Source organism: Pseudomonas sp. WS 5071, assembly GCF_012985765.1.
Taxonomy (GTDB): Bacteria; Pseudomonadota; Gammaproteobacteria; order Pseudomonadales; family Pseudomonadaceae; genus Aquipseudomonas; species Aquipseudomonas lundensis_A.
The window spans coordinates 1-19,498 of record NZ_JAAQWY010000033.1 but is presented as its reverse complement, the minus strand read 5'-3'; the positions used below and the strand labels follow the sequence as shown (position 1 = coordinate 19,498).

General features: G+C 57.2%; 21 protein-coding genes and 1 pseudogene. 19 read left to right on the top strand and 3 right to left on the bottom strand.

The window, feature by feature from the left end; genetic code table 11:
* The first annotated feature begins 6 nt into the window (after positions 1-6).
* Positions 7-996, top strand: a complete 990-nt coding sequence (gene sppA / locus HBN61_RS18675; protein WP_169965489.1) for a signal peptide peptidase SppA — start codon at positions 7-9, stop codon at positions 994-996.
* 58 nt (positions 997-1,054) lie between these two features.
* Here sppA and HBN61_RS18670 read toward each other — a convergent pair whose 3' ends face one another.
* Entirely contained in the window at positions 1,055-1,633 is a 579-nt protein-coding gene (locus HBN61_RS18670) for a Maf family protein (RefSeq protein ID WP_169965488.1), read from the bottom strand.
* Positions 1,634-1,738: 105 nt separating this feature from the next.
* On the opposite strand from HBN61_RS18670, the gene HBN61_RS18665 reads away from it, so the two are divergent.
* The 16 genes from HBN61_RS18665 (at position 1,739) to HBN61_RS18590 (ending at position 14,837) form a co-directional block, all read left to right on the top strand.
* Positions 1,739-2,266: a YceD family protein gene (locus tag HBN61_RS18665; RefSeq protein ID WP_047276241.1), complete on the top strand. Its 528-nt coding sequence runs from the start codon at positions 1,739-1,741 to the stop codon at positions 2,264-2,266.
* 13 nt (positions 2,267-2,279) lie between these two features.
* Positions 2,280-2,462, top strand: coding sequence for a 50S ribosomal protein L32 (gene rpmF / locus HBN61_RS18660; protein WP_003442519.1), 183 nt, complete (start codon positions 2,280-2,282; stop codon positions 2,460-2,462).
* A 4-nt stretch (positions 2,463-2,466) separates the two neighbouring features.
* Positions 2,467-3,477, top strand: coding sequence for a phosphate acyltransferase PlsX (plsX, locus tag HBN61_RS18655; protein WP_094994685.1), 1,011 nt, complete (start codon positions 2,467-2,469; stop codon positions 3,475-3,477).
* A gap of 126 nt (positions 3,478-3,603) precedes the next feature.
* Positions 3,604-4,542 (top strand): ACP S-malonyltransferase, encoded by a 939-nt coding sequence (gene fabD, locus HBN61_RS18650; RefSeq protein WP_170047563.1) that lies wholly within the window; start codon positions 3,604-3,606, stop codon positions 4,540-4,542.
* A 16-nt stretch (positions 4,543-4,558) separates the two neighbouring features.
* Positions 4,559-5,302: a 3-oxoacyl-ACP reductase FabG gene (gene fabG / locus HBN61_RS18645; protein WP_094994687.1), complete on the top strand. Its 744-nt coding sequence runs from the start codon at positions 4,559-4,561 to the stop codon at positions 5,300-5,302.
* A 190-nt stretch (positions 5,303-5,492) separates the two neighbouring features.
* Entirely contained in the window at positions 5,493-5,729 is a 237-nt protein-coding gene (gene acpP, locus HBN61_RS18640; protein ID WP_016973676.1) for an acyl carrier protein, read from the top strand.
* Between the two features lie 111 nt (positions 5,730-5,840).
* Positions 5,841-7,085 (top strand): beta-ketoacyl-ACP synthase II, encoded by a 1,245-nt coding sequence (gene fabF, locus HBN61_RS18635; protein WP_094994688.1) that lies wholly within the window; start codon positions 5,841-5,843, stop codon positions 7,083-7,085.
* Positions 7,085-7,903, top strand: coding sequence for an aminodeoxychorismate lyase (pabC, locus tag HBN61_RS18630; protein WP_170047561.1), 819 nt, complete (start codon positions 7,085-7,087; stop codon positions 7,901-7,903). Before fabF ends, pabC begins: the two co-directional genes overlap by 1 nt.
* Before the next feature lie 3 nt (positions 7,904-7,906).
* Positions 7,907-9,019 carry an endolytic transglycosylase MltG gene (gene mltG, locus HBN61_RS18625; RefSeq protein WP_170047559.1) on the top strand — a complete coding sequence of 371 codons (1,113 nt, stop codon included), beginning with the start codon at positions 7,907-7,909 and terminating at the stop codon, positions 9,017-9,019.
* Between the two features lie 22 nt (positions 9,020-9,041).
* The gene (gene tmk, locus HBN61_RS18620) at positions 9,042-9,674 is read left to right on the top strand and encodes a dTMP kinase (protein WP_169965482.1); all 633 of its coding nucleotides are present in this window, start codon (positions 9,042-9,044) and stop codon (positions 9,672-9,674) included.
* Positions 9,667-10,653, top strand: coding sequence for a DNA polymerase III subunit delta' (locus tag HBN61_RS18615; RefSeq protein WP_170047557.1), 987 nt, complete (start codon positions 9,667-9,669; stop codon positions 10,651-10,653). Before tmk ends, HBN61_RS18615 begins: the two co-directional genes overlap by 8 nt.
* A 30-nt stretch (positions 10,654-10,683) precedes the next feature.
* Positions 10,684-11,469, top strand: coding sequence for a TatD family hydrolase (locus HBN61_RS18610; protein ID WP_170047555.1), 786 nt, complete (start codon positions 10,684-10,686; stop codon positions 11,467-11,469).
* A gap of 341 nt (positions 11,470-11,810) precedes the next feature.
* Complete coding sequence (locus HBN61_RS18605) at positions 11,811-12,452, top strand: TetR/AcrR family transcriptional regulator (protein WP_170047553.1); 642 nt, start codon at positions 11,811-11,813, stop codon at positions 12,450-12,452.
* Positions 12,453-12,575: 123 nt separating this feature from the next.
* Positions 12,576-13,544 carry a GTP 3',8-cyclase MoaA gene (locus tag HBN61_RS18600; protein WP_170047551.1) on the top strand — a complete coding sequence of 323 codons (969 nt, stop codon included), beginning with the start codon at positions 12,576-12,578 and terminating at the stop codon, positions 13,542-13,544.
* A 102-nt stretch (positions 13,545-13,646) separates the two neighbouring features.
* Positions 13,647-14,252, top strand: a complete 606-nt coding sequence (locus HBN61_RS18595) for a DUF4823 domain-containing protein (RefSeq protein ID WP_094994696.1) — start codon at positions 13,647-13,649, stop codon at positions 14,250-14,252.
* Positions 14,253-14,267: 15 nt separating this feature from the next.
* Positions 14,268-14,837, top strand: a complete 570-nt coding sequence (locus tag HBN61_RS18590) for a DUF1285 domain-containing protein (protein ID WP_094994697.1) — start codon at positions 14,268-14,270, stop codon at positions 14,835-14,837.
* A gap of 4 nt (positions 14,838-14,841) precedes the next feature.
* Here HBN61_RS18590 and HBN61_RS18585 read toward each other — a convergent pair whose 3' ends face one another.
* Positions 14,842-15,906: an NAD(P)-dependent alcohol dehydrogenase gene (locus HBN61_RS18585; RefSeq protein ID WP_170047549.1), complete on the bottom strand. Its 1,065-nt coding sequence runs from the start codon at positions 15,904-15,906 to the stop codon at positions 14,842-14,844.
* Positions 15,907-16,087: 181 nt separating this feature from the next.
* On the opposite strand from HBN61_RS18585, the gene HBN61_RS18580 reads away from it, so the two are divergent.
* A complete protein-coding gene (locus HBN61_RS18580) occupies positions 16,088-16,984 on the top strand; it encodes an AraC family transcriptional regulator (RefSeq protein WP_169965476.1) in 897 nt (298 codons plus the stop codon).
* Positions 16,985-17,115: 131 nt separating this feature from the next.
* On the opposite strand, the gene HBN61_RS18575 is transcribed toward HBN61_RS18580, so the two are convergent.
* A complete protein-coding gene (locus tag HBN61_RS18575) occupies positions 17,116-18,780 on the bottom strand; it encodes an electron transfer flavoprotein-ubiquinone oxidoreductase (RefSeq protein ID WP_094994700.1) in 1,665 nt (554 codons plus the stop codon).
* Positions 18,781-19,338: 558 nt separating this feature from the next.
* Here HBN61_RS18575 and HBN61_RS18570 point away from each other — a divergent pair.
* Positions 19,339-19,498: pseudogene (locus HBN61_RS18570) on the top strand (electron transfer flavoprotein subunit beta/FixA family protein); the annotation flags it as partial.

Below are 19,498 nucleotides of genomic sequence, written 5' to 3'. Positions count from 1 at the left end.
TAATGCATGGTTGATCAATGGAAGGCGCCTGCCGAGGCTGAGCCCGCTGCTGGCGATGACAAGAGCTGGAAGCTGCTGGAAAAAACCTTGCTGGCCGGCATTCAGGAGCAGCGTCGTGCGCGTCGCTGGGGAATTTTCTTCAAGCTGCTCTCATTCTTGTTGTTGGTAGCTGTCCTTCTGACCTTTACGCCGTTGATGGATATGGAACGCAACGCCGCTTCAGGTGCGCATTACAGTGCGCTGATCGATGTGCGTGGTGTCATCGCGGATAAAGAGCAGGCCAGTGCCGACAATCTGGTGACCAGTCTGCAAGCGGCATTTGATGATCCGAAAGTTAAAGGTGTGGTGCTGCGCATCAATAGTCCGGGCGGCAGTCCTGTGCAATCGGGTTATGTGTACGACGAAATACGCCGTCTGCGCGGGTTGCACCCGGATACCAAGGTGTATGCGGTGATCTCCGATCTCGGGGCTTCAGGGGCTTATTACATTGCGAGCGCGGCCGATGAGATCTATGCCGACAAGGCCAGTCTGGTTGGTTCGATTGGCGTGACAGCGGCCGGTTTCGGATTTGTCGGTGCGATGGAAAAGCTGGGTATTCAGCGTCGCGCTTACACCTCGGGCGAGCACAAGGCGTTTCTGGATCCGTTCGAGCCTGAAAAGCCGGATGAAACCAAGTTCTGGCAGGGTGTGCTGAATGTTACCCATGAGCAGTTCATTGCAAGCGTCAAGCAGGGGCGTGGCGATCGTTTGAAGGATAAGGAGCATCCCGAGCTGTTTTCGGGGTTGGTCTGGACGGGTCAGCAGGCGCTGCCCTTAGGGTTGATTGATGGATTGGGCAATGCCAGTTCGGTTGCGCGGGACGTGATCGGCGAGAAAGAGCTGGTTGACTTCACGGTGCAAGAGTCGGCGTTCGATCGATTCTCTAAAAAGCTGGGTGCCAGCGTGGCGGAACATATAGCCCTGTGGATGGGGTTTCAGGGGCCGACCCTTCGTTGAGGGGTGTTGCTAAAAAGCCGACCTGAGAAGGTCGGCTTTTTTGTGTCTGAGGCCGGTGTCAGGGGATGCTGATGCCTTCATTAATAAGCATGTTTACCAGGCTGATCAGTGGTAAGCCGACCAGGCTGGTGGCGTCGTCGCCTTCAGTGCGCTGAAACAGACTCACCCCAAGTCCTTCGGCTTTGAAGCTGCCCGCGCAATCATAGGGCTGCTCGGCGCGCAGGTAGCGTTCGATCTGCTGTGTGCTGAGCGAGCGCATGTGCACGGTGAACGGTACGCAGTCGGTCTGGTAGTTGCCGGTCTGGCTATTGAGTAGCGTAAGGCCGGTCAGGAAGCTGACGCTGGCGCCGCTGGCGTTCAACAGTTGCTGGCGTGCGTTGTCAAAGGTGTGAGGCTTGCCAATGATCTTTCCGTTAAGGACGGCCACTTGGTCGGAGCCGATGATAAGGTGCTCGGGATGGCTGCTGGCGAGGGCTTGCGCCTTTTGCAGGGACAGGCGTCGGACCAGTTCGGTTGCGCTCTCTTCGGGGCGGTGGGCTTCGTCTATGTCGGGTGAGCTGCACGTGAAAGGAAGGCGCAGGCGGTCGAGCAATTGGCGACGATAAACCGAGCTTGAGGCAAGTAATAAAGGCAGCATGCGCGTCTCCTGAAGATGAGCGGCGATTCTAGCGGGCGCACGGGATGTCGCACAGGCACAATTTCCTTTGACAGGTGAGGGGGTCGTCCCTAGAATGCTGCGCCTATGTTGAATGACCCGATTCCACCTCACGTTGACCCGCGCAAATTGGCTGATCGTGGCACTACCCTTCAAGGTGAAGTGCTGCTGGCCGATTTGGAGAGACTCTGCGACCCGCTTTCCGACGATGTCGGTACGGTGCAGGCTAAATTTGTTTTTGAGCGCGACGAGCGAAGATCTGTGGTAATACACAGCTCCATCGACGTCGAGGTCAAGATGGTTTGCCAGCGTTGTCTTGAGCTGGTCACCCTGCCGATCCATAGCGAATGCAGTTATGCCGTGGTGAAAGAGGGTGCGAATACCCAGTCGTTACCGAAAGGTTATGACGTGCTGGAACTGGGCGAAGATCCATTGGATCTGCATGCACTGATCGAGGAGGAGCTTTTGCTCGCCTTGCCCATTGTGCCTGCTCATCATCCGGAAGAATGCCAGCAGCCGGCGGGTCTCGATGAGCCCGATCCAGGCGAGGACGAGGTAACGCGGTCCAACCCGTTCAGTGTATTGGCGCAGTTAAAGCGTGACCCAAACGTTTAGGAGTTAATCAATTATGGCTGTTCAGCAGAACAAAAAATCCCGCTCTGCCCGTGACATGCGTCGTTCGCACGATGCTCTTTCGGCTAGCACGCTGTCTGTAGAAAAAACCACCGGTGAAATTCACCTGCGTCACCACGTATCGCCAGAAGGCGTATACCGTGGTCGTAAAGTGATCGACAAGGGCGCTGACGAGTAATCACTTGTCCGTTCAGGTCATCGCGATCGACGCAATGGGCGGGGACTTCGGTCCCCGCAGCATTGTTCAGGCATGTATCGCTTGCCTATCTGCTACGCCCTCGCTTCACCTGACCCTTGTTGGTCAACCCTCCGTACTTGAAGAATTGATTGCCAGCCATTCGACTGTTGATCGCTCGCGCCTGACCATTACACCTGCCTGCGAAGTCATTTCCATGAGTGAGCGGCCTTCCCATGCCTTGCGTGGCAAGCCGGACTCTTCCATGCGCGTGGCGCTGGAATTGTTGCGCGATGGCAAAGTGCAGGCGTGCGTGAGTTCGGGCAATACGGGGGCCTTGATGGCCCTTTCGCGGTTTGTTCTCAAAACACTCCCGGGTATTGATCGTCCGGCAATGGTGGCAGCAGTACCCACACAAGCAGGCTATTGTCAGTTGCTGGACCTCGGGGCCAATGTCGACTGCACTGCGCAGCAGTTGTTTCAGTTTGCCGTGATGGGGTCGGTGGCCGCTCAGGCGCTTGGCACGTTACGCCCACGCGTAGCGCTGCTCAATATTGGTACTGAGGACATCAAAGGTAATCAGCAAGTCAAAGAGGCGGCGACCTTGCTTCAGTCTGCGCCGGGATTGAACTACATCGGTTTCGTCGAAGGTGACGGCCTGTATCGGGGGGAAGCGGACGTCGTGGTGTGCGACGGATTTGTCGGAAATATTCTGCTCAAGTCCAGCGAAGGTCTGGCCACCATGATCGCGGGCCGCATTGAAGCGTTGTTCAAACGCACAGTCGCGGGTCGTTTTGTCGGGGTGCTGGCGTTGCCGTTGCTGCGTCGCCTGCAGGCTGATCTTGCGCCTGCGCGACACAATGGCGCGAGTTTTTTGGGGTTGCAGGGCATAGTCATTAAAAGTCACGGTTCGGCAGGTGCTCAGGGCTTTCAAAGCGCGATAGAGCGTGCGCTGATTGAAATCCATGAAGACCTGCCAAAGCGTTTGCATGGACGTCTTGAAGGGTTGTTACCGTAGGCGTTTTGAAGGTCGAGTGCTTAAATGTGACCGCTCGGTCCAAACAGCCATCCAACTGTCAGTTTCTTGCGTCCGCAATGGCGGAACGTCAATTCACCGACGACCAGATTATTAGGGGCTTGTTACATGTCTACATCCCTCGCATTCGTCTTTCCAGGGCAGGGTTCGCAGTCCCTCGGCATGTTGGCCGAGCTGGGCGCGGCACACCCGCTGGTCCTGGAAACCTTTACGGAAGCCTCCAAATCGCTGGGTTACGACCTGTGGGCGTTGACCCAGGAAGGCCCTGCCGAGAAGCTGAATCAAACTGATATTACGCAGCCTGCCATTCTGACGGCCTCGATTGCCTTGTGGCGCCTGTGGCTGGCCGAAGGGGGCAAGCGTCCTGATTTTGTCGCGGGCCATAGCTTGGGTGAATACAGCGCACTTGTAGCCGCTGAATGCCTGACTCTGGCTGAGGCGGTCAAACTGGTGGAGTGCCGTGGCCGTCTGATGCAGGAAGCTGTTCCTGCCGGTCAAGGCGCCATGGCGGCGATTCTTGGCCTGGACGATGCTGTGGTCATCCAAGCATGTGCTGACGCCGCGCAAGGTGACGTGGTCAGTGCTGTTAACTTCAACTCGCCGGGTCAAGTCGTGATCGCGGGCACCAAGGCGGCTGTTGAGCGCGCCATGGAACTGTGCAAGGCGGCTGGCGCCAAGCGTGCGCTGCCGTTGCCGGTCAGCGTGCCGTCCCACTGCGAGCTGATGCGCCCTGCGGCAGAGCGTTTTGCTGAAGCCATCGAAGCCATCCGCTGGAACGATCCAAAGATCTCTTTGGTGCAAAACGTCAGCGCGGCCGTGACAAATGATCTGAATGTCATCAAGCGCGATTTGCTCGAGCAGCTCTACAAGCCTGTGCGTTGGGTTGAGTCGGTTCAATGTCTGGCGGCCAATGGCCCGGTTGATCTGGTTGAATGCGGCCCGGGCAAAGTGCTGGCGGGCATCAGCAAGCGTTGCGCTGAAGGCGTCACCACCCACAATTTGAATACCCCGGATGCCTTCGCCGCTGCGCGTGCGGCACTGGTCTGAATCAGGAGAATCCTGCATGAGCTTGCAAGGTAAAGTTGCACTGGTAACAGGCGCTAGCCGTGGCATTGGCCAGGCGATCGCACTGGAGTTGGGGCGTCAGGGCGCCGTCGTTATCGGTACCGCGACCTCGGCCTCTGGCGCTGAGCGCATTGCCGCTACGCTGAAAGAAAACGGTGTTCAAGGCACTGGCATGGAACTGAACGTCACCAATGACGAATCGGTGGCAGCGGTATTGGCCAGCATCCAGGAGCAATTCGGTGCGCCGGCAATTCTGGTCAATAATGCCGGCATCACCCGCGATAACCTGATGATGCGCATGAAAGACGACGAGTGGCATGACGTTGTCGATACCAACTTGAACAGTCTGTTCCGCCTGTCCAAGGGTGTTTTGCGCGGCATGACCAAAGCCCGTTGGGGTCGAATTATCAACATTGGCTCGGTTGTGGGTGCCATGGGCAACGCAGGCCAAGTAAACTATGCCGCCGCCAAGGCCGGCCTCGAAGGTTTCAGTCGTGCTCTGGCGCGTGAAGTGGGCTCGCGCTCCATCACGGTCAACTCGGTAGCGCCTGGCTTTATCGATACCGACATGACGCGCGAATTGCCTGAAGCACAGCGTGAAGCGTTGCTGACACAGATTCCACTGGGTCGCCTGGGGCAGGCTCAAGAAATCGCGAATGTGGTTTCTTTCCTGGCTTCGGACGGCGCAGCTTACGTGACTGGGGCTACAATCCCGGTCAACGGCGGGATGTACATGAGTTAAATGTGACGGATTGCTTCAAAAAAATGTCATACGAGCTGTCTAAAATCCGTTATAAAGCTGCATCTTTTTATAGGTAGCCGGTCATCGCGGGGCACGTGCAAAGCTTTCAGTTGAAAAATTGAAAAGCCTTTAGATACACTTGCCCACTGGCCAGCTGCCTGAATTTGTCCATTAGGAGTGAAAACAAGGTATGAGCACCATCGAAGAACGCGTCAAGAAAATCGTTGCCGAGCAACTGGGCGTTAAAGAAGAAGAAGTGACCAACAGCGCTTCCTTCGTTGAAGACCTGGGTGCCGACTCCCTTGACACCGTTGAGCTTGTGATGGCTCTGGAAGAGGAATTCGAGACCGAAATTCCTGACGAAGAAGCTGAGAAGATCACTACTGTACAAGCTGCTATCGATTACGTTACTGCCCACCAGGCGTAATAGTTTGTAATCGTTGCACGCTGTCATGGAAAAACCGCACTGCCGCTCAGGCGTGCGGTTTTTTCTTTAGGCGTGATGCAAAGTGTCGTCAATAGAATAAAGGAGAGTGCTGTGTCGCGTAGACGCGTCGTAGTCACCGGTATGGGGATGTTGTCGCCACTGGGTGCGGATGTTCCGAGCACCTGGCAAGGCATTCTGGCAGGCCGCAGTGGCATTGGTCTGATCGAACACACGGATCTTTCTGCCTATTCCACCCGTTTTGGCGGCTCGGTACAGGGCTTTAACGTCGAGGATTACCTCTCCGTTAAAGAAGCCCGAAAACTTGACCTGTTTATTCAATACGGTTTGGCCGCTGGTTTCCAGGCAGTGCGTAATGCCGGTCTTGAAGTCACTGACGCCAATCGTGAACGCATCGGTGTGGCGATGGGGTCAGGTATTGGCGGTTTGACCAATATCGAAGAAACCAGCCGTACCTTGCATGAACAAGGCCCACGACGGATTTCTCCGTTTTTTGTGCCGGGTTCGATCATCAATATGATTTCCGGTTTCCTGTCTATCCACTTGGGCACACAGGGGCCTAACTATGCCATCTCGACGGCGTGTACCACAGGTACGCACTGCATCGGCATGGCGGCGCGCAACATTGCTTACGGCGAAGCCGATGTAATGATTGCCGGCGGTGCCGAAATGGCGGCGTGCGGTCTGGGTATGGGCGGCTTCGGCGCGTCCCGTGCGCTGTCGACGCGCAACGACGACCCGACACGCGCCAGCCGTCCGTGGGACAAGGGCCGTGACGGCTTCGTGCTGTCCGACGGCGCCGGTGCATTGGTGCTTGAGGAGCTTGAGCATGCAAAGGCCCGGGGCGCGACCATTTATGCCGAGCTGATCGGTTTCGGGATGAGCGGCGACGCTTATCACATGACCTCGCCACCGGCAGATGGCGCGGGCGCGGCACGCTGCATCACCAATGCCTTGCGTGATGCGAAGCTGAACGTTGATCAAGTGCAATACATCAATGCACACGGCACGTCGACGCCTGCTGGTGACCTGGCAGAAGTCTCGGCGATCAAGTCGGTGTTCGGTGATTACGCCTACCAGTTGGCTGTCAGCTCGACCAAGTCGATGACTGGTCACTTGCTCGGTGCAGCAGGGGCCGTGGAGGCAATTTTCAGCGTGCTGGCCATCAACAGCCAGATCGCGCCGCCGACCATCAACCTCGACGAGCCTGATGAAGGTTGCGATCTGGATTTTGTGCCGCACACGCCGCGCGAAATGCCGATTGATGTCGTGCTTTCCAACTCCTTCGGTTTTGGCGGCACCAACGGCTCACTGGTGTTCCGCCGGTACGCCGAGTGATGCACAGCTGGGTCGACGGTCTGCCAGCTGACGGTCTGCCGTCGCTCCAGGACCGTGGGCTGGCCTACGGTGATGGTTTGTTCGAAACCATTGCCGTCAAGGCTGGCAGTCCCCGGTTGCTGGAGCTGCACATGCAGCGTCTGGCGCTGGGGTGTTCCCGGTTGGCGATCACTGCGGATCACGCTTTGATCCGCAGTGAGCTGCTGGCTTACGCGCACCAGATGGGTGAGGGCGTACTCAAACTGATCCTGACCCGCGGCGATGGCCAGCGCGGTTATGGCGCATTTGCCGAGGCGCAGCCTCGAAGAATTCTGCAAGCCAGTCCCTCTGCTGCCTATCCGCTGGCTAACGCCCGCGATGGGGTTGCTCTCTATGACTGTGCCACGCGGTTGTCCGAACAGCCGCTGCTGGCGGGGCTCAAGCACCTCTGCCGACTGGAGCAAGTGATTGCTCGCTCCGAATGGCAAGATCCTGCCTACGCCGAAGGTTTGATGCGTGATACATCAGGTCGGGTCATAGAAGGCGTTTTCAGTAATATTTTTCTGGTACGGGACGGCATATTGCTCACGCCGGACCTGCAACGCAGCGGTGTGGCCGGCGTTATGCGGGCGGCGTTACTGGCTGAGGCCGAGCGTCTGGCTATCCCGTGTCATGTCACCGATATCAGCCTTGAGCAGTTGCAACAGGCTGATGAATTGTTTGTCTGCAACAGCGTGTATGGCGTTTGGCCTGTGCGCGCATTTGCAGACCTGAGCTGGCCGGTGGGGCCGCTCACCCGTAAACTGCAAGGCATTGCCCGCACCCTATTGGATGTTTGATTCGTGAAACGTAAATTCTTGCTGCTGCTGCTGGAGACAGGTCTGGTGCTGGCGGGCCTTGTGCTGGGCGCTGGTGCCTGGAAACTCAACGCTGCGCTTGAACAACCGCTGAACCTGACCCAAGAGCAACTGCTTGATGTGCCCGCTGGCGCAACCCCGACCGGGACTTTCAATCGCCTTGAGGCAGACGACACACTTAGCGACGCATTCTGGCTGCGCCTCTATTGGCGTTTCAACCTCGCGGGGCAGCCGTTGCACAGCGGCGAGTACCGGATGACGCCCGGCATGACGGCGCACGACCTTATTGGCCTGTGGCAGCGTGGCGAAGTGGTGCAATACAGCTTGACGCTGGTGGAAGGCTGGAATTTCCGCCAGGTGCGCAGTGCATTGGCCCGGCACGAAAAAATCGAGCAGACGCTTGATGGCCTGAGCGACAGTGAAGTGATGGATAAACTCGGGCATCCGGGTGAATTCCCGGAAGGACGTTTCTTTCCTGACACCTATCGTTTTGTGCGCGGCATGAGCGATGCGCAGCTCCTTGAAAAAGCCTACGACCGCCTGCACAAAGTGTTGGCCGAAGAATGGGAGCAGCGCGACCCAGGGGTGCCTTACACCGATCCCTATCAGGCGTTGACCATGGCGTCGCTGGTCGAGAAAGAAACCGGTGTGCCCCATGAGCGTGGGCAAATTGCCGGGGTATTTGTGCGTCGCATGAAAATCGGTATGCCTTTGCAGACAGACCCTACTGTCATCTATGGCCTGGGTGAGCGTTATAACGGCAAGTTGACCCGTGCCCATCTGCGTGAGCCAACGCCTTACAACACCTACACCATCCCCGGTCTTCCGCCGACACCGATTGCCATGGTGGGGCGCGAGGCGATTCATGCGGCTTTGCACCCGGTCAGCGGCAGCAGCCTGTATTTTGTGGCCAAGGGCGATGGCAGCCATACATTCTCGGACGATCTGGACGCGCACAACAATGCCGTTCGCGAGTTTCAGATCAAGCGCCGCGCTGATTACCGTTCGAGCCCCGCGCCAGCGGCGGACGCGACGCCACAGACAGAGCCTGCGGTTGAGCCGGCACCCGCTGAAACCGAGCCGAAAGGCGAGCAATGACACTGATGAAGGACCGCAGCCTGTGACTGGCTTGTTTATTACCCTGGAAGGCCCCGAAGGTGCGGGCAAGAGCACCAACCGTGAGTACCTGGCTGCACGCTTGCGCGAGGAGGGCATTGATGTAGTGCTGACCCGCGAACCGGGCGGTACACCGTTGGCCGAGCGCATTCGTGAGCTGTTACTGACGCCGAGCGAAGATGCCATGTGCGCCGATACCGAGCTGCTGCTGGTGTTCGCTGCGCGAGCCCAGCATTTGGCCGAGGTCATCCGTCCGGCGCTGGCCCGCGGTGCGGTGGTGCTGTGCGACCGGTTTACGGATGCAACGTATGCGTACCAGGGGGGCGGTCGTGGTTTGTCGCACGGGCGCATCGCGGTGCTCGAAGATTTTGTGCAAGGGGGGCTGCGTCCGGATTTAACGCTGGTGTTCGACTTGCCGATTGAAGTGGGCATGGCCCGCGCCAGTGCTCGGGGGCGACTTGATCGTTTTGAGCAGGAAGGCCGTACCTTCTTCGATGCCGTTCGCAGCACGTACCTGCAACGCGCCGAGGCTGCGCCGCAGCGTTATCGGTTGATCGACGCTGCTCAAACCCTGGAGCAGGTACAGACTCAATTGGATAACCTGCTGCCACAATTGCTAGGGATGTACCGTGGCTGAGGCTTATCCGTGGCAAGACGCTTTGTGGCAGCAAATGGCCGGGCGCGCCCAGCACGCGCATGCTTACTTGCTGCACGGGCCCGCAGGCATCGGCAAGCGAGCCCTTGCCGAGCGCCTGATGGCCAGTCTGTTGTGCAAGCAGCCAAACGGGCTTGAAGCGTGCGGCACGTGCAAATCCTGTTTATTGCTGGCCGCGGGCAGTCATCCTGACAATTACATTCTTGAGCCTGAAGAAGCCGACAAGGCGATCAAGGTCGATCAAGTGCGGGAACTCGTGAGTTTTGTCGTGCAGACAGCCCAATTAGGGGGGCGCAAGGTGGTATTGGTTGAGCCCGTTGAGGCCATGAACATCAATGCTGCCAATGCTTTGCTAAAAAGCCTGGAAGAGCCCTCGGGCGATACGGTGTTGCTGTTGGTCAGCCACCAGTCCAGCCGTTTGCTGCCCACCATCCGCAGTCGTTGTGTGCAACAAGCCTGCCCGCTGCCAAGTGAGGCGCTCAGCCTGCAATGGCTGGCCACGGCCTTGCCCGATTGCACTGCCCAGGAACGCGTGGAGTTGCTGACCTTGGCAGCCGGTTCACCCTTGGCGGCGGTTAAGTTGCAGGCACAAGGCGTGCGCGAGCAACGTGCGTCTGTGGTTGATGGCGTGAAAAAATTGCTCAAGCATCAGCAGTCGGCCACTCAGTTGGCGGAGAGCTGGAATGCGATTCCCTTGCTGTTGCTGTTTGACTGGTTCTGCGACTGGTCGAGCCTGATTCTGCGTTATCAGCTGACGCAGGATGAGTCCGGCCTTGGCCTGGAAGACATGCGCAAAGTGCTGCAATACCTGGCACAGAAAACCCCGCAGGCAAACGTGTTGAACATTCAGGACTGGATTCTTGCCCAGCGTCAGAAAGTGCTGGGCAAAGCCAACCTTAATCGTGTGCTGTTGCTCGAAGCGTTACTGGTGCAATGGGCAAGCCTGCCCGGCCAGCGCTGATCTGATTTAAATTCCAAGCAGGTGATTGCTATGCTCGTCGACTCCCATTGCCATCTCGACCGTCTCGATTTAAGCGCCCACGACGGCTCGCTGGATGCCGCGCTGCAAGCGGCCCGGGAACGAGGTGTGGGGCATTTTCTGTGCATTGGTGTCAGTGCCGACAATGCGGCCGATGTCAAAGCCCTGACGGATCGTTATGACGATGTAGATTGCTCGGTGGGCGTCCACCCTCTGGACGTACAGCCCGGTGCTGCACCGGCGCTGGACTGGTTGCTCGGTGAGTTGAACCATCCGCGTGTAGTGGCCATTGGTGAAACCGGTCTGGATTATCACTACGAGCCTGAAGCGGCCGAATTGCAGCAGATGTCATTTCGCGTTCACCTTGAGGCTGCGCAGCAGACCGGCAAACCCGTGGTGGTTCATACCCGTGGCGCCCGCGCCGATACATTGACGCTGCTGCGTGAAGCGGCACTGCCACAGGCGGGTGTGCTGCATTGCTTTACCGAAGATTGGGAGATGGCCAAGGCTGCGTTGGACCTGGGGTTTTACATCTCGCTGTCCGGCATCGTGACGTTCCGCAATGCTGATGCGCTGCGTGATGTGGCCCGTCAGGTGCCTGCCGACCGCTTGCTGGTGGAGACCGATTCTCCGTACCTCGCCCCCATTCCTTACCGCGGCAAGCAGAATCTTCCGCAATACGTGCGAGAAGTGGCTGAGTTCCTGGCCATGCTCCGTGGTGAGTCATACGAACGCTTTGCAGAGCAGACCACAGAAAACTTCCAGCGTCTGTTTCCGTTGGCACGGGTCCAGCGCTGATCGCCCGACCTTCATAAAGGCAAAAAAAACCCGGGCTCTGGGGGAATCCGGGTTAAGACCATTAGGAGTAAAACAAAGGCACACAGTCCGTGGCGGCCTTTATCGGCGAAGCACTTGGGGGGATGTACCGCCGACCCCTTAAGTATTGGTCAGCATTGTCAGGCGTCCAGTCTTGGCTGTACATTTTTTAAACAGATTTGGAATACCCGTGATTCGGTTGAGTACGTATCGGCTGCAACAGAATTTCCCGGCACCGATCGATTTGCAGGATGATCCGTGCAATTTAGCGTGACTTAGGCATAATACCGGGCTTCGATTTTGACCCCTACAGACCTTTTCTTATGCACAAAGAACCCCGTAAGGTCCGTGAGTTTCGTCGCCGTGAGCAAGAAATTCTCGATACCGCGCTCAAGCTGTTCCTCGAACAGGGTGAAGACAGCGTCACCGTCGAGATGATTGCGGATGCCGTCGGTATCGGCAAAGGCACTATTTACAAGCACTTCAAATCCAAGGCTGAGATCTACTTGCGCCTGATGCTCGATTACGAGCGCGATTTGAACGCGTTGTTGCATTCCGCTGACGTGGACAAGGATAAGGAAGCGCTGTCGCGCGCCTATTTTGAATTCCGCATGCGTGACCCTCAACGTTATCGGTTGTTTGACCGCCTTGAAGAGAAGGTGGTCAAAGGCAATCAGGTGCCTGAGCTGGTGGAGGAGTTACACAAGATTCGCGCGTCGAATTTTGAACGCCTGACCCTGCTCATCAAGGGCCGTATCAGTGAAGGCAAGCTGGAAGACGTGCCGCCTTATTTCCACTATTGCGCCGCCTGGGCGTTGGTGCATGGCGCCGTGGCGCTGTACCACTCGCCGTTCTGGAGCAATGTGCTGGAAGACCAGGAAGGTTTTTTCCAGTTCCTGATGGACATCGGTGTGCGCATGGGCAACAAGCGCAAGCGCGATTCAGAAACGCCGGCAGTCGACTAACACTGCTGCTTAGCCCTGCATGGCACCCTGTCGTGCCGCCTATACTCAGGCTTGGGTCTTGCCAAAATCTGATACTTGAGTCAGGTTTTGGCGCACCCCCTTTCTCTCGTGCCGGAGTCATCCATGATTGTTGACCGCCAAGGCAGACAATTTCGCAACTTGCGCATCAGTCTGACGTCAGCTTGCAACTATGCCTGCACGTATTGCGTCCCCAATGGCAAGCGGCTCGTGGCAGCGCAGGATGAATTGTCGGCCGAGGCCATGGCGCGTGGGGTTGCCTACCTGATAGAAGCAGCGGGCATTGAGCGTTTGCGTATTACAGGGGGGGAGCCACTGGTAAGCCCCAAACTTGAAACTTTTATGCGTGAAGTCGGGCAGTTGGGCCTGAGTGATATCAGCCTGACCACTAATGGCCAATTGCTTGCTCGCAAATTGCCCCTGTTGGTGGATGCGGGCATTCGTCGTCTCAATGTATCTCTCGATACGCTGGACCCCGATGCCTTCCGCAACATTGCTCGCGGCGGTGACTTGGCCACGGTGCTCGACGGTCTGCAACAGGCCAGCGATGCAGGCATGAAAATCAAGGTCAACATGGTGCCCTTGCGCGGGCAGAACCTCGATCAAGTCATGCCGCTACTCGAATACTGTCTGGAGCGCGGCTATGAGCTGCGTTTTATCGAGCTCATGCGCATGGGGCATCTGGCCAGCGACGGGAATGGGTTCCTGCAACAATTCGTCAGCCTGCAACAGTTGCTCGCGTTGATTGGCGAGCGTCATGAATATTTGCAGGCCGATGCACCGGTGGATGCCACTGCCGTGCGTTACCAGATTCCGGGCTGCGGGTACTTTGGTGTGATTGCCAACGAAAGCGTGCCGTTTTGTCGAACCTGCTCGCGTTTGCGACTCTCTTCTACCGGCTGGCTGCATGGCTGTTTATCGTCAAGCAATCGCCATTATGTCGGCGACTTGCTCAACAAGCCCCGTCACGAAGCGTTGCCTGCATTGCAGGGGTTGCTGATGAAAGCCCTGGGCGACAAACAGGACATTGCCTTCTCGGGTGGCGCCACCGTGATGAAAATCATCGGCGGCTAAAACCGGGCCGCGCTAAACCTCAAGTGACTGCACAAACTGGCGCGCAAACTGCATTACGCGACTACTCGCCGGTTTTTTGTCGCCGGTCATCAGGAGATCAGGATGCGTAGTCTGTTTGTTTTGCTGGCTTTGTTGGCGCTGGGTGGATGCATGAAGGTCAGCGACCTGGGTCAAGGCGCACGTGATCAAATGAGTGATGCCGGTCTGCTGGACCATAGCAACACGCGCCGCAGCAATTCCCTGCGCATTCAGCCTGATTCCTTTATTTACATCGCTCAGGGCCCCTTCAAGCCAATTGGCGACCCTTATGTTCGGCCCAACGTAGTCGCGGAAGAGGCGTTTAACGGTTTTGTTGAATATTTCCCAATGGTGCGTCGCGCCAAGGCGCCGGTCGGGCTGGATGAAGCAATGACCGAAGCGCGGGGATACGGCGCTCATTATTTGTTGTACACGCGGTTTGCCCGTGCCGACGACCGCATTGGTAACAGTGACGAGTGGCTGGATCAGGAAGAGATCAGTCGTTTGGGCATCGATAGCGGTGTGATTCAAGTGATGTTGATTGAAACCAGCACCCAATACCTGATCGATACGGCGACCATCCGCAGCCGTGGCGGCTTGCTGACGTTCCATGACAACAAACCAGCCGACCTGATTGGCCCGCCGCTGGCTAAGTACGCCCGCAGCTTGATAGGCTTGAGCGACCAATAGAGCGAGGGAAGCACCATGAGCGAGCCGGTTGACGTCAGTAATCTGTTGGCGCAAATCCCGAGAGCCGACAAGGGATTGCCGCCGGTTCATCTGTGGGACACCGCGTTTTGTGGTGATATCGACATGCGCATCGCCCGTGATGGCACGTGGTATTACATGGGAACGCCGATCGGTCGTAAGCCAATGGTCAAATTGTTCTCGACCATAATTCGTCGCGATGGTGATGATTATTTTCTGATCACACCGGTGGAAAAAGTCGGCATAAAGGTCGATGACGCGCCATTTGTGGCAGTTGCACTGGATGTGCAGGGGGAGGGAGAGCAGCAGGTGCTGCGATTCATCACTAATGTGGATGATCTGATTGAGGCGGGTCCTGAGCATCCGGTGCGGGTAGCGATCGACCCTGTCACTCAGGAGCCCTCGCCCTACCTACGGGTGCGCCGGAATCTGGAAGCCTTGATCCATCGCAATGTGTTCTACCAGTTGGTAGAGCTGGCGCAAACGCGACCGATTGACGGTCAGTTGTGGTTCGGCGTCTGGAGCCATGGGGAGTTTTTCCCCATCGCCCCGGACCCGGGTGCGTAAACGCTTAGGCTTTCAGCGTTTTCATATCAATCACAAAGCGGTATTTCACGTCGCCTTTCTGCACGCGTTCAAACGCCTGATTGATGTTTTTGATGTCGAGCATTTCGATGTCGCAAGTAATACCGTTGGCTGCGCTGAAGTCGAGCATTTCCTGAGTCTCAGCGATCCCACCAATCAACGACCCGGCCAGCACGCGGCGTTTGAATACCAGATTGAAGGCGTTGACAGCAGGTTCAATCGGTTCGATCAGGCCCACCAGAATATGCACCCCGTCAAAACGCAGGGTTTCGAGGTAGGGGTTTAGGTCGTGTTTCACCGGAATGGTGTCCAGCAAGAAGTCGAAGCTGCCAGCAGCGGCCTTCATTTGCTCGGCATCGGTGGACACGATCACGTGATCGGCTCCCTGACGACGGGCTTCCTCGGCCTTAGCGGCGGAGCGGGTGAACAAGGTCACTTCAGCGCCCATGGCCTTGGCGAACTTGATGCCCATATGGCCCAGGCCGCCCATGCCCAGTACACCCACCTTGTCGCCCGGCTCAACCCCGTAGTGTTGCAGGGGCGAGTAGGTGGTAATGCCGGCACACAGCAGCGGTGCTGCGCTCGCCGGGTCAAGGTTTTCCGGGATGCGCACCACGAAATCTTCGCGTACCACGATGCTGTCCGAGTAGCCGCCCATGGTGGTGGTGCCATCGATGCGGTCCGGCGAGCCGTACGTTTGGGTAAAACCTTCGAGGCAATATTGCTCCAGGTCTTCCTTGCACGCGGAGCATTCGCGGCACGAGTCGACCATGCAGCCCACTCCAACCAGATCGCCCACGTTGTACTTGGTCACGGCGCTGCCCACTGCAGTCACTTTGCCGACGATTTCGTGGCCCGGCATGACCGGGTAAACGGCAAAGCCCCAATCGTTACGCACTTGGTGAATATCGGAGTGGCACACGCCGCAGTACATGACCTCGATGGCGACGTCGTCCGGGCGCGGCGCGCGACGGTTGAACTGCATCGGCGTCAAAGGAGCGCAAGCGGTTTTAGCGGCGTAGCCGATGGCGTTATAGGTGACGTTGGACATGGAGAACCTCGCGAAACATTGACTGTAAACAAGGAGGTGATTTTGCGCCCGCCTGCCTGTCAGGACTATGACGATTCCTCCGCCTGTTATGCCTATTCCTCCGGCGTGTCGGGGTGGATCTGGTTTTAACCGTCAATTCTGCGAAGATGCGCCTGTCTATTCCTCTTGTGAAGTTGTCTGCATGTTTTTGACTCGCCACCGCGACGAGAATGCCACGCTGGTTTCATTGATCCAGCCGTTGGCCTCGCAAATCGGTTTTGTATCGACATTGTTGCCCGAAGTGCGCGTGGTTTCTGCCTGTCGGGCAGTGGCGCGCATGCCGCAGATTTATGAGCCTAGCCTAATGGTCATCGCTCAGGGCAGTAAGTTGGCCTATCTCGGACAGCGGACACTGGAATATGGCGCAGGGCATTATCTGGTGCAGGCGTTATCCGTCCCGTTCGAGTGTGAGACCTTTGCATCTGAGCAAGTTCCCCTGCTGGGTGTGGCCATCAGTATTGACCGCGCCGTGCTCGGTGAGTTGGTGCTGGCAATGGGGCGTGATCCTGATCGCAGCGCTATTGCTCAAACGCCCGAGTCCATGACCTCAGCCGTGCTGGATGACGAAATGCGCCAAGCGGTTGAGCGGTTACTGCGCTGTCTGCACGACCCTTTGGAGTGCCGGATCATGGGCAAGGCGCGGTTGCGCGAAGTGCTCTTTGCGGCCTTGCGAGGACCGCAGGCAGGCGTATTGCGCGCGCTGGTCGAGCAGCAAGGCCAGTTCGCACGGGTGGCAGCGTCCCTCAGCCATTTACACGAACATTTCGCTGAGCCATTGAACGTCGAGACGCTGGCGCGTTGCGCGAACATGAGCGCCTCCACTTTTCATGAGCATTTCAAGCGCAGTACGCTGTTGTCGCCCGTGCAGTACCTCAAGCGCTTGCGCTTATTGCGGGCTCAGCAGTTGCTGTTGAATGAGGGCTTGGGCGTTGCGCAAGTGGCAGAGCGGGTGGGTTATCAAAGTACGTCGCAGTTCAGCCGCGAGTACAAACGCTATTTCGAGCGCAGTCCGGGGCATGAAGGGGCGGGAGGATTGTAGCGAGCAGTTCTTGCGTGCCTGTCGCCACTAAAAGCAGCGTAAGACTGTTGATGATTGCGTGAGTGGCCCCGATAGCGGGGCCGCTCGTGACATCTTGTCGTCTCTTCAGCAGCTAAGTGGCCGCTTCAGGCCTACATATTCGGGTAAGTCGGGCCGCCAGCCCCTTCTGGGGTAACCCAAGTGATGTTCTGCGACGGGTCTTTGATGTCGCACGTTTTGCAATGAACGCAGTTTTGCGCGTTGATCTGGAAGCGCTTCTCACCGCTTTCCTGAGTGATCACTTCATACACGCCCGCCGGGCAGTAGCGTTGAGCCGGCTCATCGTACAGCGGCAGGTTGACGCTGATCGGGATGTTCGGATCGCGCAGCTTGAGGTGACAAGGCTGTTCTTCTTCATGGTTGGTGCTGGAGAGGAACACTGAACTGAGTTTGTCGAAGCTGAGCTTGCCGTCGGGTTTCGGGTAGTCGATCTTCTTACAGTCTTTGGCCAGCTTCAGGCACGCGTAGTCTGGCTTGTTGTCGTGCAACGTGAACGGCAGTTTGCCGCCGAAGAGGTTCTGATCCATCCAGTTGAAACCGCCGCCCAGGATAGGGCCGAACTTGTGCAGCGCCGGACCGAAGTTACGGCTGGCGAACAACTCGTCGAACAGCCAACTGCCTTTGAAGGCTTCAACGTACGTATTGAGCGCATCACCGCCTTCGGAACCGGCGAGCAGTGCATCAGCCACTGCATCGGCGGCGAGCATGCCGGACTTCATCGCCGTGTGGCTGCCCTTGATTTTGGAGAAGTTCAGCGTGCCCAAATCGCAACCGATCAATGCGCCGCCGTTGAAGACCATTTTAGGCAGCGAGTTCAAGCCGCCCTTGCAAATGGCTCGGGCGCCGTAACTGATGCGCTTGCCGCCTTCAAGGTACTGCTTGAGCACCGGGTGATGCTTGAGGCGCTGGAACTCATCGAACGGCGAAAGGAAGGTGTTGCTGTAGGACAGGTCAACAATCAGGCCGACCACGACCTGGTTGTTTTCCAGGTGATACAGGAAAGAGCCGCCGGTGTTCTCGCTGCTCATAACGTCCAGAGGCCAGCCCGCGGTGTGAACCACAAGGCCGGGCTGATGTTTGGACGGGTCGATTTCCCAGATTTCTTTCAGGCCGATACCGTAGTGCTGACTGTCTGCGTCGGCGTCCAGCTTGAAGCGTTCGATCAGTTGTTTACCAAGGTGACCGCGGCAGCCTTCTGCGAACAGCGTGTACTTGCCGCGCAGTTCCATGCCCGGGGTGTACAGGCCTTCTTTTGGGTTGCCTTCTCGGTCAACACCCAAGTCGCCAGTGATGATCCCGCGGACCACGTTGTTTTCATCAAGCAGGACGTCTTGTGCGGCAAAGCCGGGATAGATTTCCACACCCAGGTTCTCGGCCTGTTGCGCCAGCCAGCGGCACAGGTTGCCCAGCGAGATGATGTAGTTGCCTTCGTTGTGCATGGTCTTGGGCACAAAGAAGTCCGGCACCTTGGTCGAGGTGGTATCACTGCGCAGTACATAAATATCGTCGCGGGTGACCGGTGTATTGAGTGGAGCGCCCAGTTCTTTCCAGTCCGGGAACAATTCGTTCAGGGCGCGGGGTTCAAACACGGCGCCAGACAGGATGTGTGCACCGACTTCAGAGCCTTTTTCAACCACGCAGACGCTGATTTCGTTACCGGCTTCGGCGGCCTTCTGCTTCAAACGGCAGGCGGCGGACAAACCGGCAGGGCCGGCGCCGACGATGACCACGTCGAATTCCATGTATTCGCGTTCCACAGGCTATCTCCTACTCAAGGCTCAACGGTATTTTTCTAATTGGAGGTTTGGCGTTTCATCCATTATTTCCTCGGCGCTCGCTGAAGACGCAATGGATGACGCACCGCTCTCTCTAAGGGGCGGCATTATATCTACACCACCCGCGGGGTCCAATACAAACGTTTGTTTGAAATCCCTGCAACCCAGACAAATCAATGACGCGCGGCTCTAAAGTGGCCGATTTGCTGTATTGACCGCAAAAGGCGTTCCGGTCAAGATACGGGCGGTTTTGCGCTCGCCGTAGGCTGATTGTTGGTTTCAAGAGCACCTCTAAAGACAGGGCACAGGCATTAGCCTGATGGGGCCTGCCATTTTTTGAGCGAAGTTTACACGTCATTGCGATGAATGACTTGCCAGTCACATCCGATAAGCGGTCGCAAAGGGAAGTTTTGGGCACTCGTCCTTCTTTATATAAGCAGGGCAAGGCAACGATCTTTGGAGGTGCCCTTGTGCTGATGAGCATCAACCGCCAGGTTCGCCTAGGCGACTTTCTTTTCACCGGAGAGTAACGAGGAATCCATGAAGGTTCTTGTAGCTGTCAAACGAGTGGTCGATTACAACGTTAAAGTTCGCGTCAAAGCGGACAACTCCGGCGTTGACCTCGCCAACGTCAAGATGTCGATGAACCCCTTCTGCGAAATCGCAGTGGAAGAAGCCGTGCGCCTGAAAGAGAAAGGCG

Bases quoted from the DNA above. Each gene is read 5' to 3' on its own strand.
- HBN61_RS18600 (WP_170047551.1), top strand. From the start codon at position 12,576: ATGATTGTTGACCGCCAAGGCAGACAATTTCGCAACTTGCGCATCAGT.
- HBN61_RS18605 (WP_170047553.1), top strand. From the start codon at position 11,811: ATGCACAAAGAACCCCGTAAGGTCCGTGAGTTTCGTCGCCGTGAGCAA.
- fabG (WP_094994687.1), top strand. From the start codon at position 4,559: ATGAGCTTGCAAGGTAAAGTTGCACTGGTAACAGGCGCTAGCCGTGGC.
- HBN61_RS18665 (WP_047276241.1), top strand. From the start codon at position 1,739: ATGTTGAATGACCCGATTCCACCTCACGTTGACCCGCGCAAATTGGCT.
- acpP (WP_016973676.1), top strand. From the start codon at position 5,493: ATGAGCACCATCGAAGAACGCGTCAAGAAAATCGTTGCCGAGCAACTG.
- HBN61_RS18610 (WP_170047555.1), top strand. From the start codon at position 10,684: ATGCTCGTCGACTCCCATTGCCATCTCGACCGTCTCGATTTAAGCGCC.
- sppA (WP_169965489.1), top strand. From the start codon at position 7: ATGGTTGATCAATGGAAGGCGCCTGCCGAGGCTGAGCCCGCTGCTGGC.
- pabC (WP_170047561.1), top strand. From the start codon at position 7,085: ATGCACAGCTGGGTCGACGGTCTGCCAGCTGACGGTCTGCCGTCGCTC.
- HBN61_RS18585 (WP_170047549.1), bottom strand. From the start codon at position 15,906: ATGTCCAACGTCACCTATAACGCCATCGGCTACGCCGCTAAAACCGCT.
- HBN61_RS18580 (WP_169965476.1), top strand. From the start codon at position 16,088: ATGTTTTTGACTCGCCACCGCGACGAGAATGCCACGCTGGTTTCATTG.
- HBN61_RS18590 (WP_094994697.1), top strand. From the start codon at position 14,268: ATGAGCGAGCCGGTTGACGTCAGTAATCTGTTGGCGCAAATCCCGAGA.
- HBN61_RS18595 (WP_094994696.1), top strand. From the start codon at position 13,647: ATGCGTAGTCTGTTTGTTTTGCTGGCTTTGTTGGCGCTGGGTGGATGC.
- fabD (WP_170047563.1), top strand. From the start codon at position 3,604: ATGTCTACATCCCTCGCATTCGTCTTTCCAGGGCAGGGTTCGCAGTCC.
- HBN61_RS18670 (WP_169965488.1), bottom strand. From the start codon at position 1,633: ATGCTGCCTTTATTACTTGCCTCAAGCTCGGTTTATCGTCGCCAATTG.
- rpmF (WP_003442519.1), top strand. From the start codon at position 2,280: ATGGCTGTTCAGCAGAACAAAAAATCCCGCTCTGCCCGTGACATGCGT.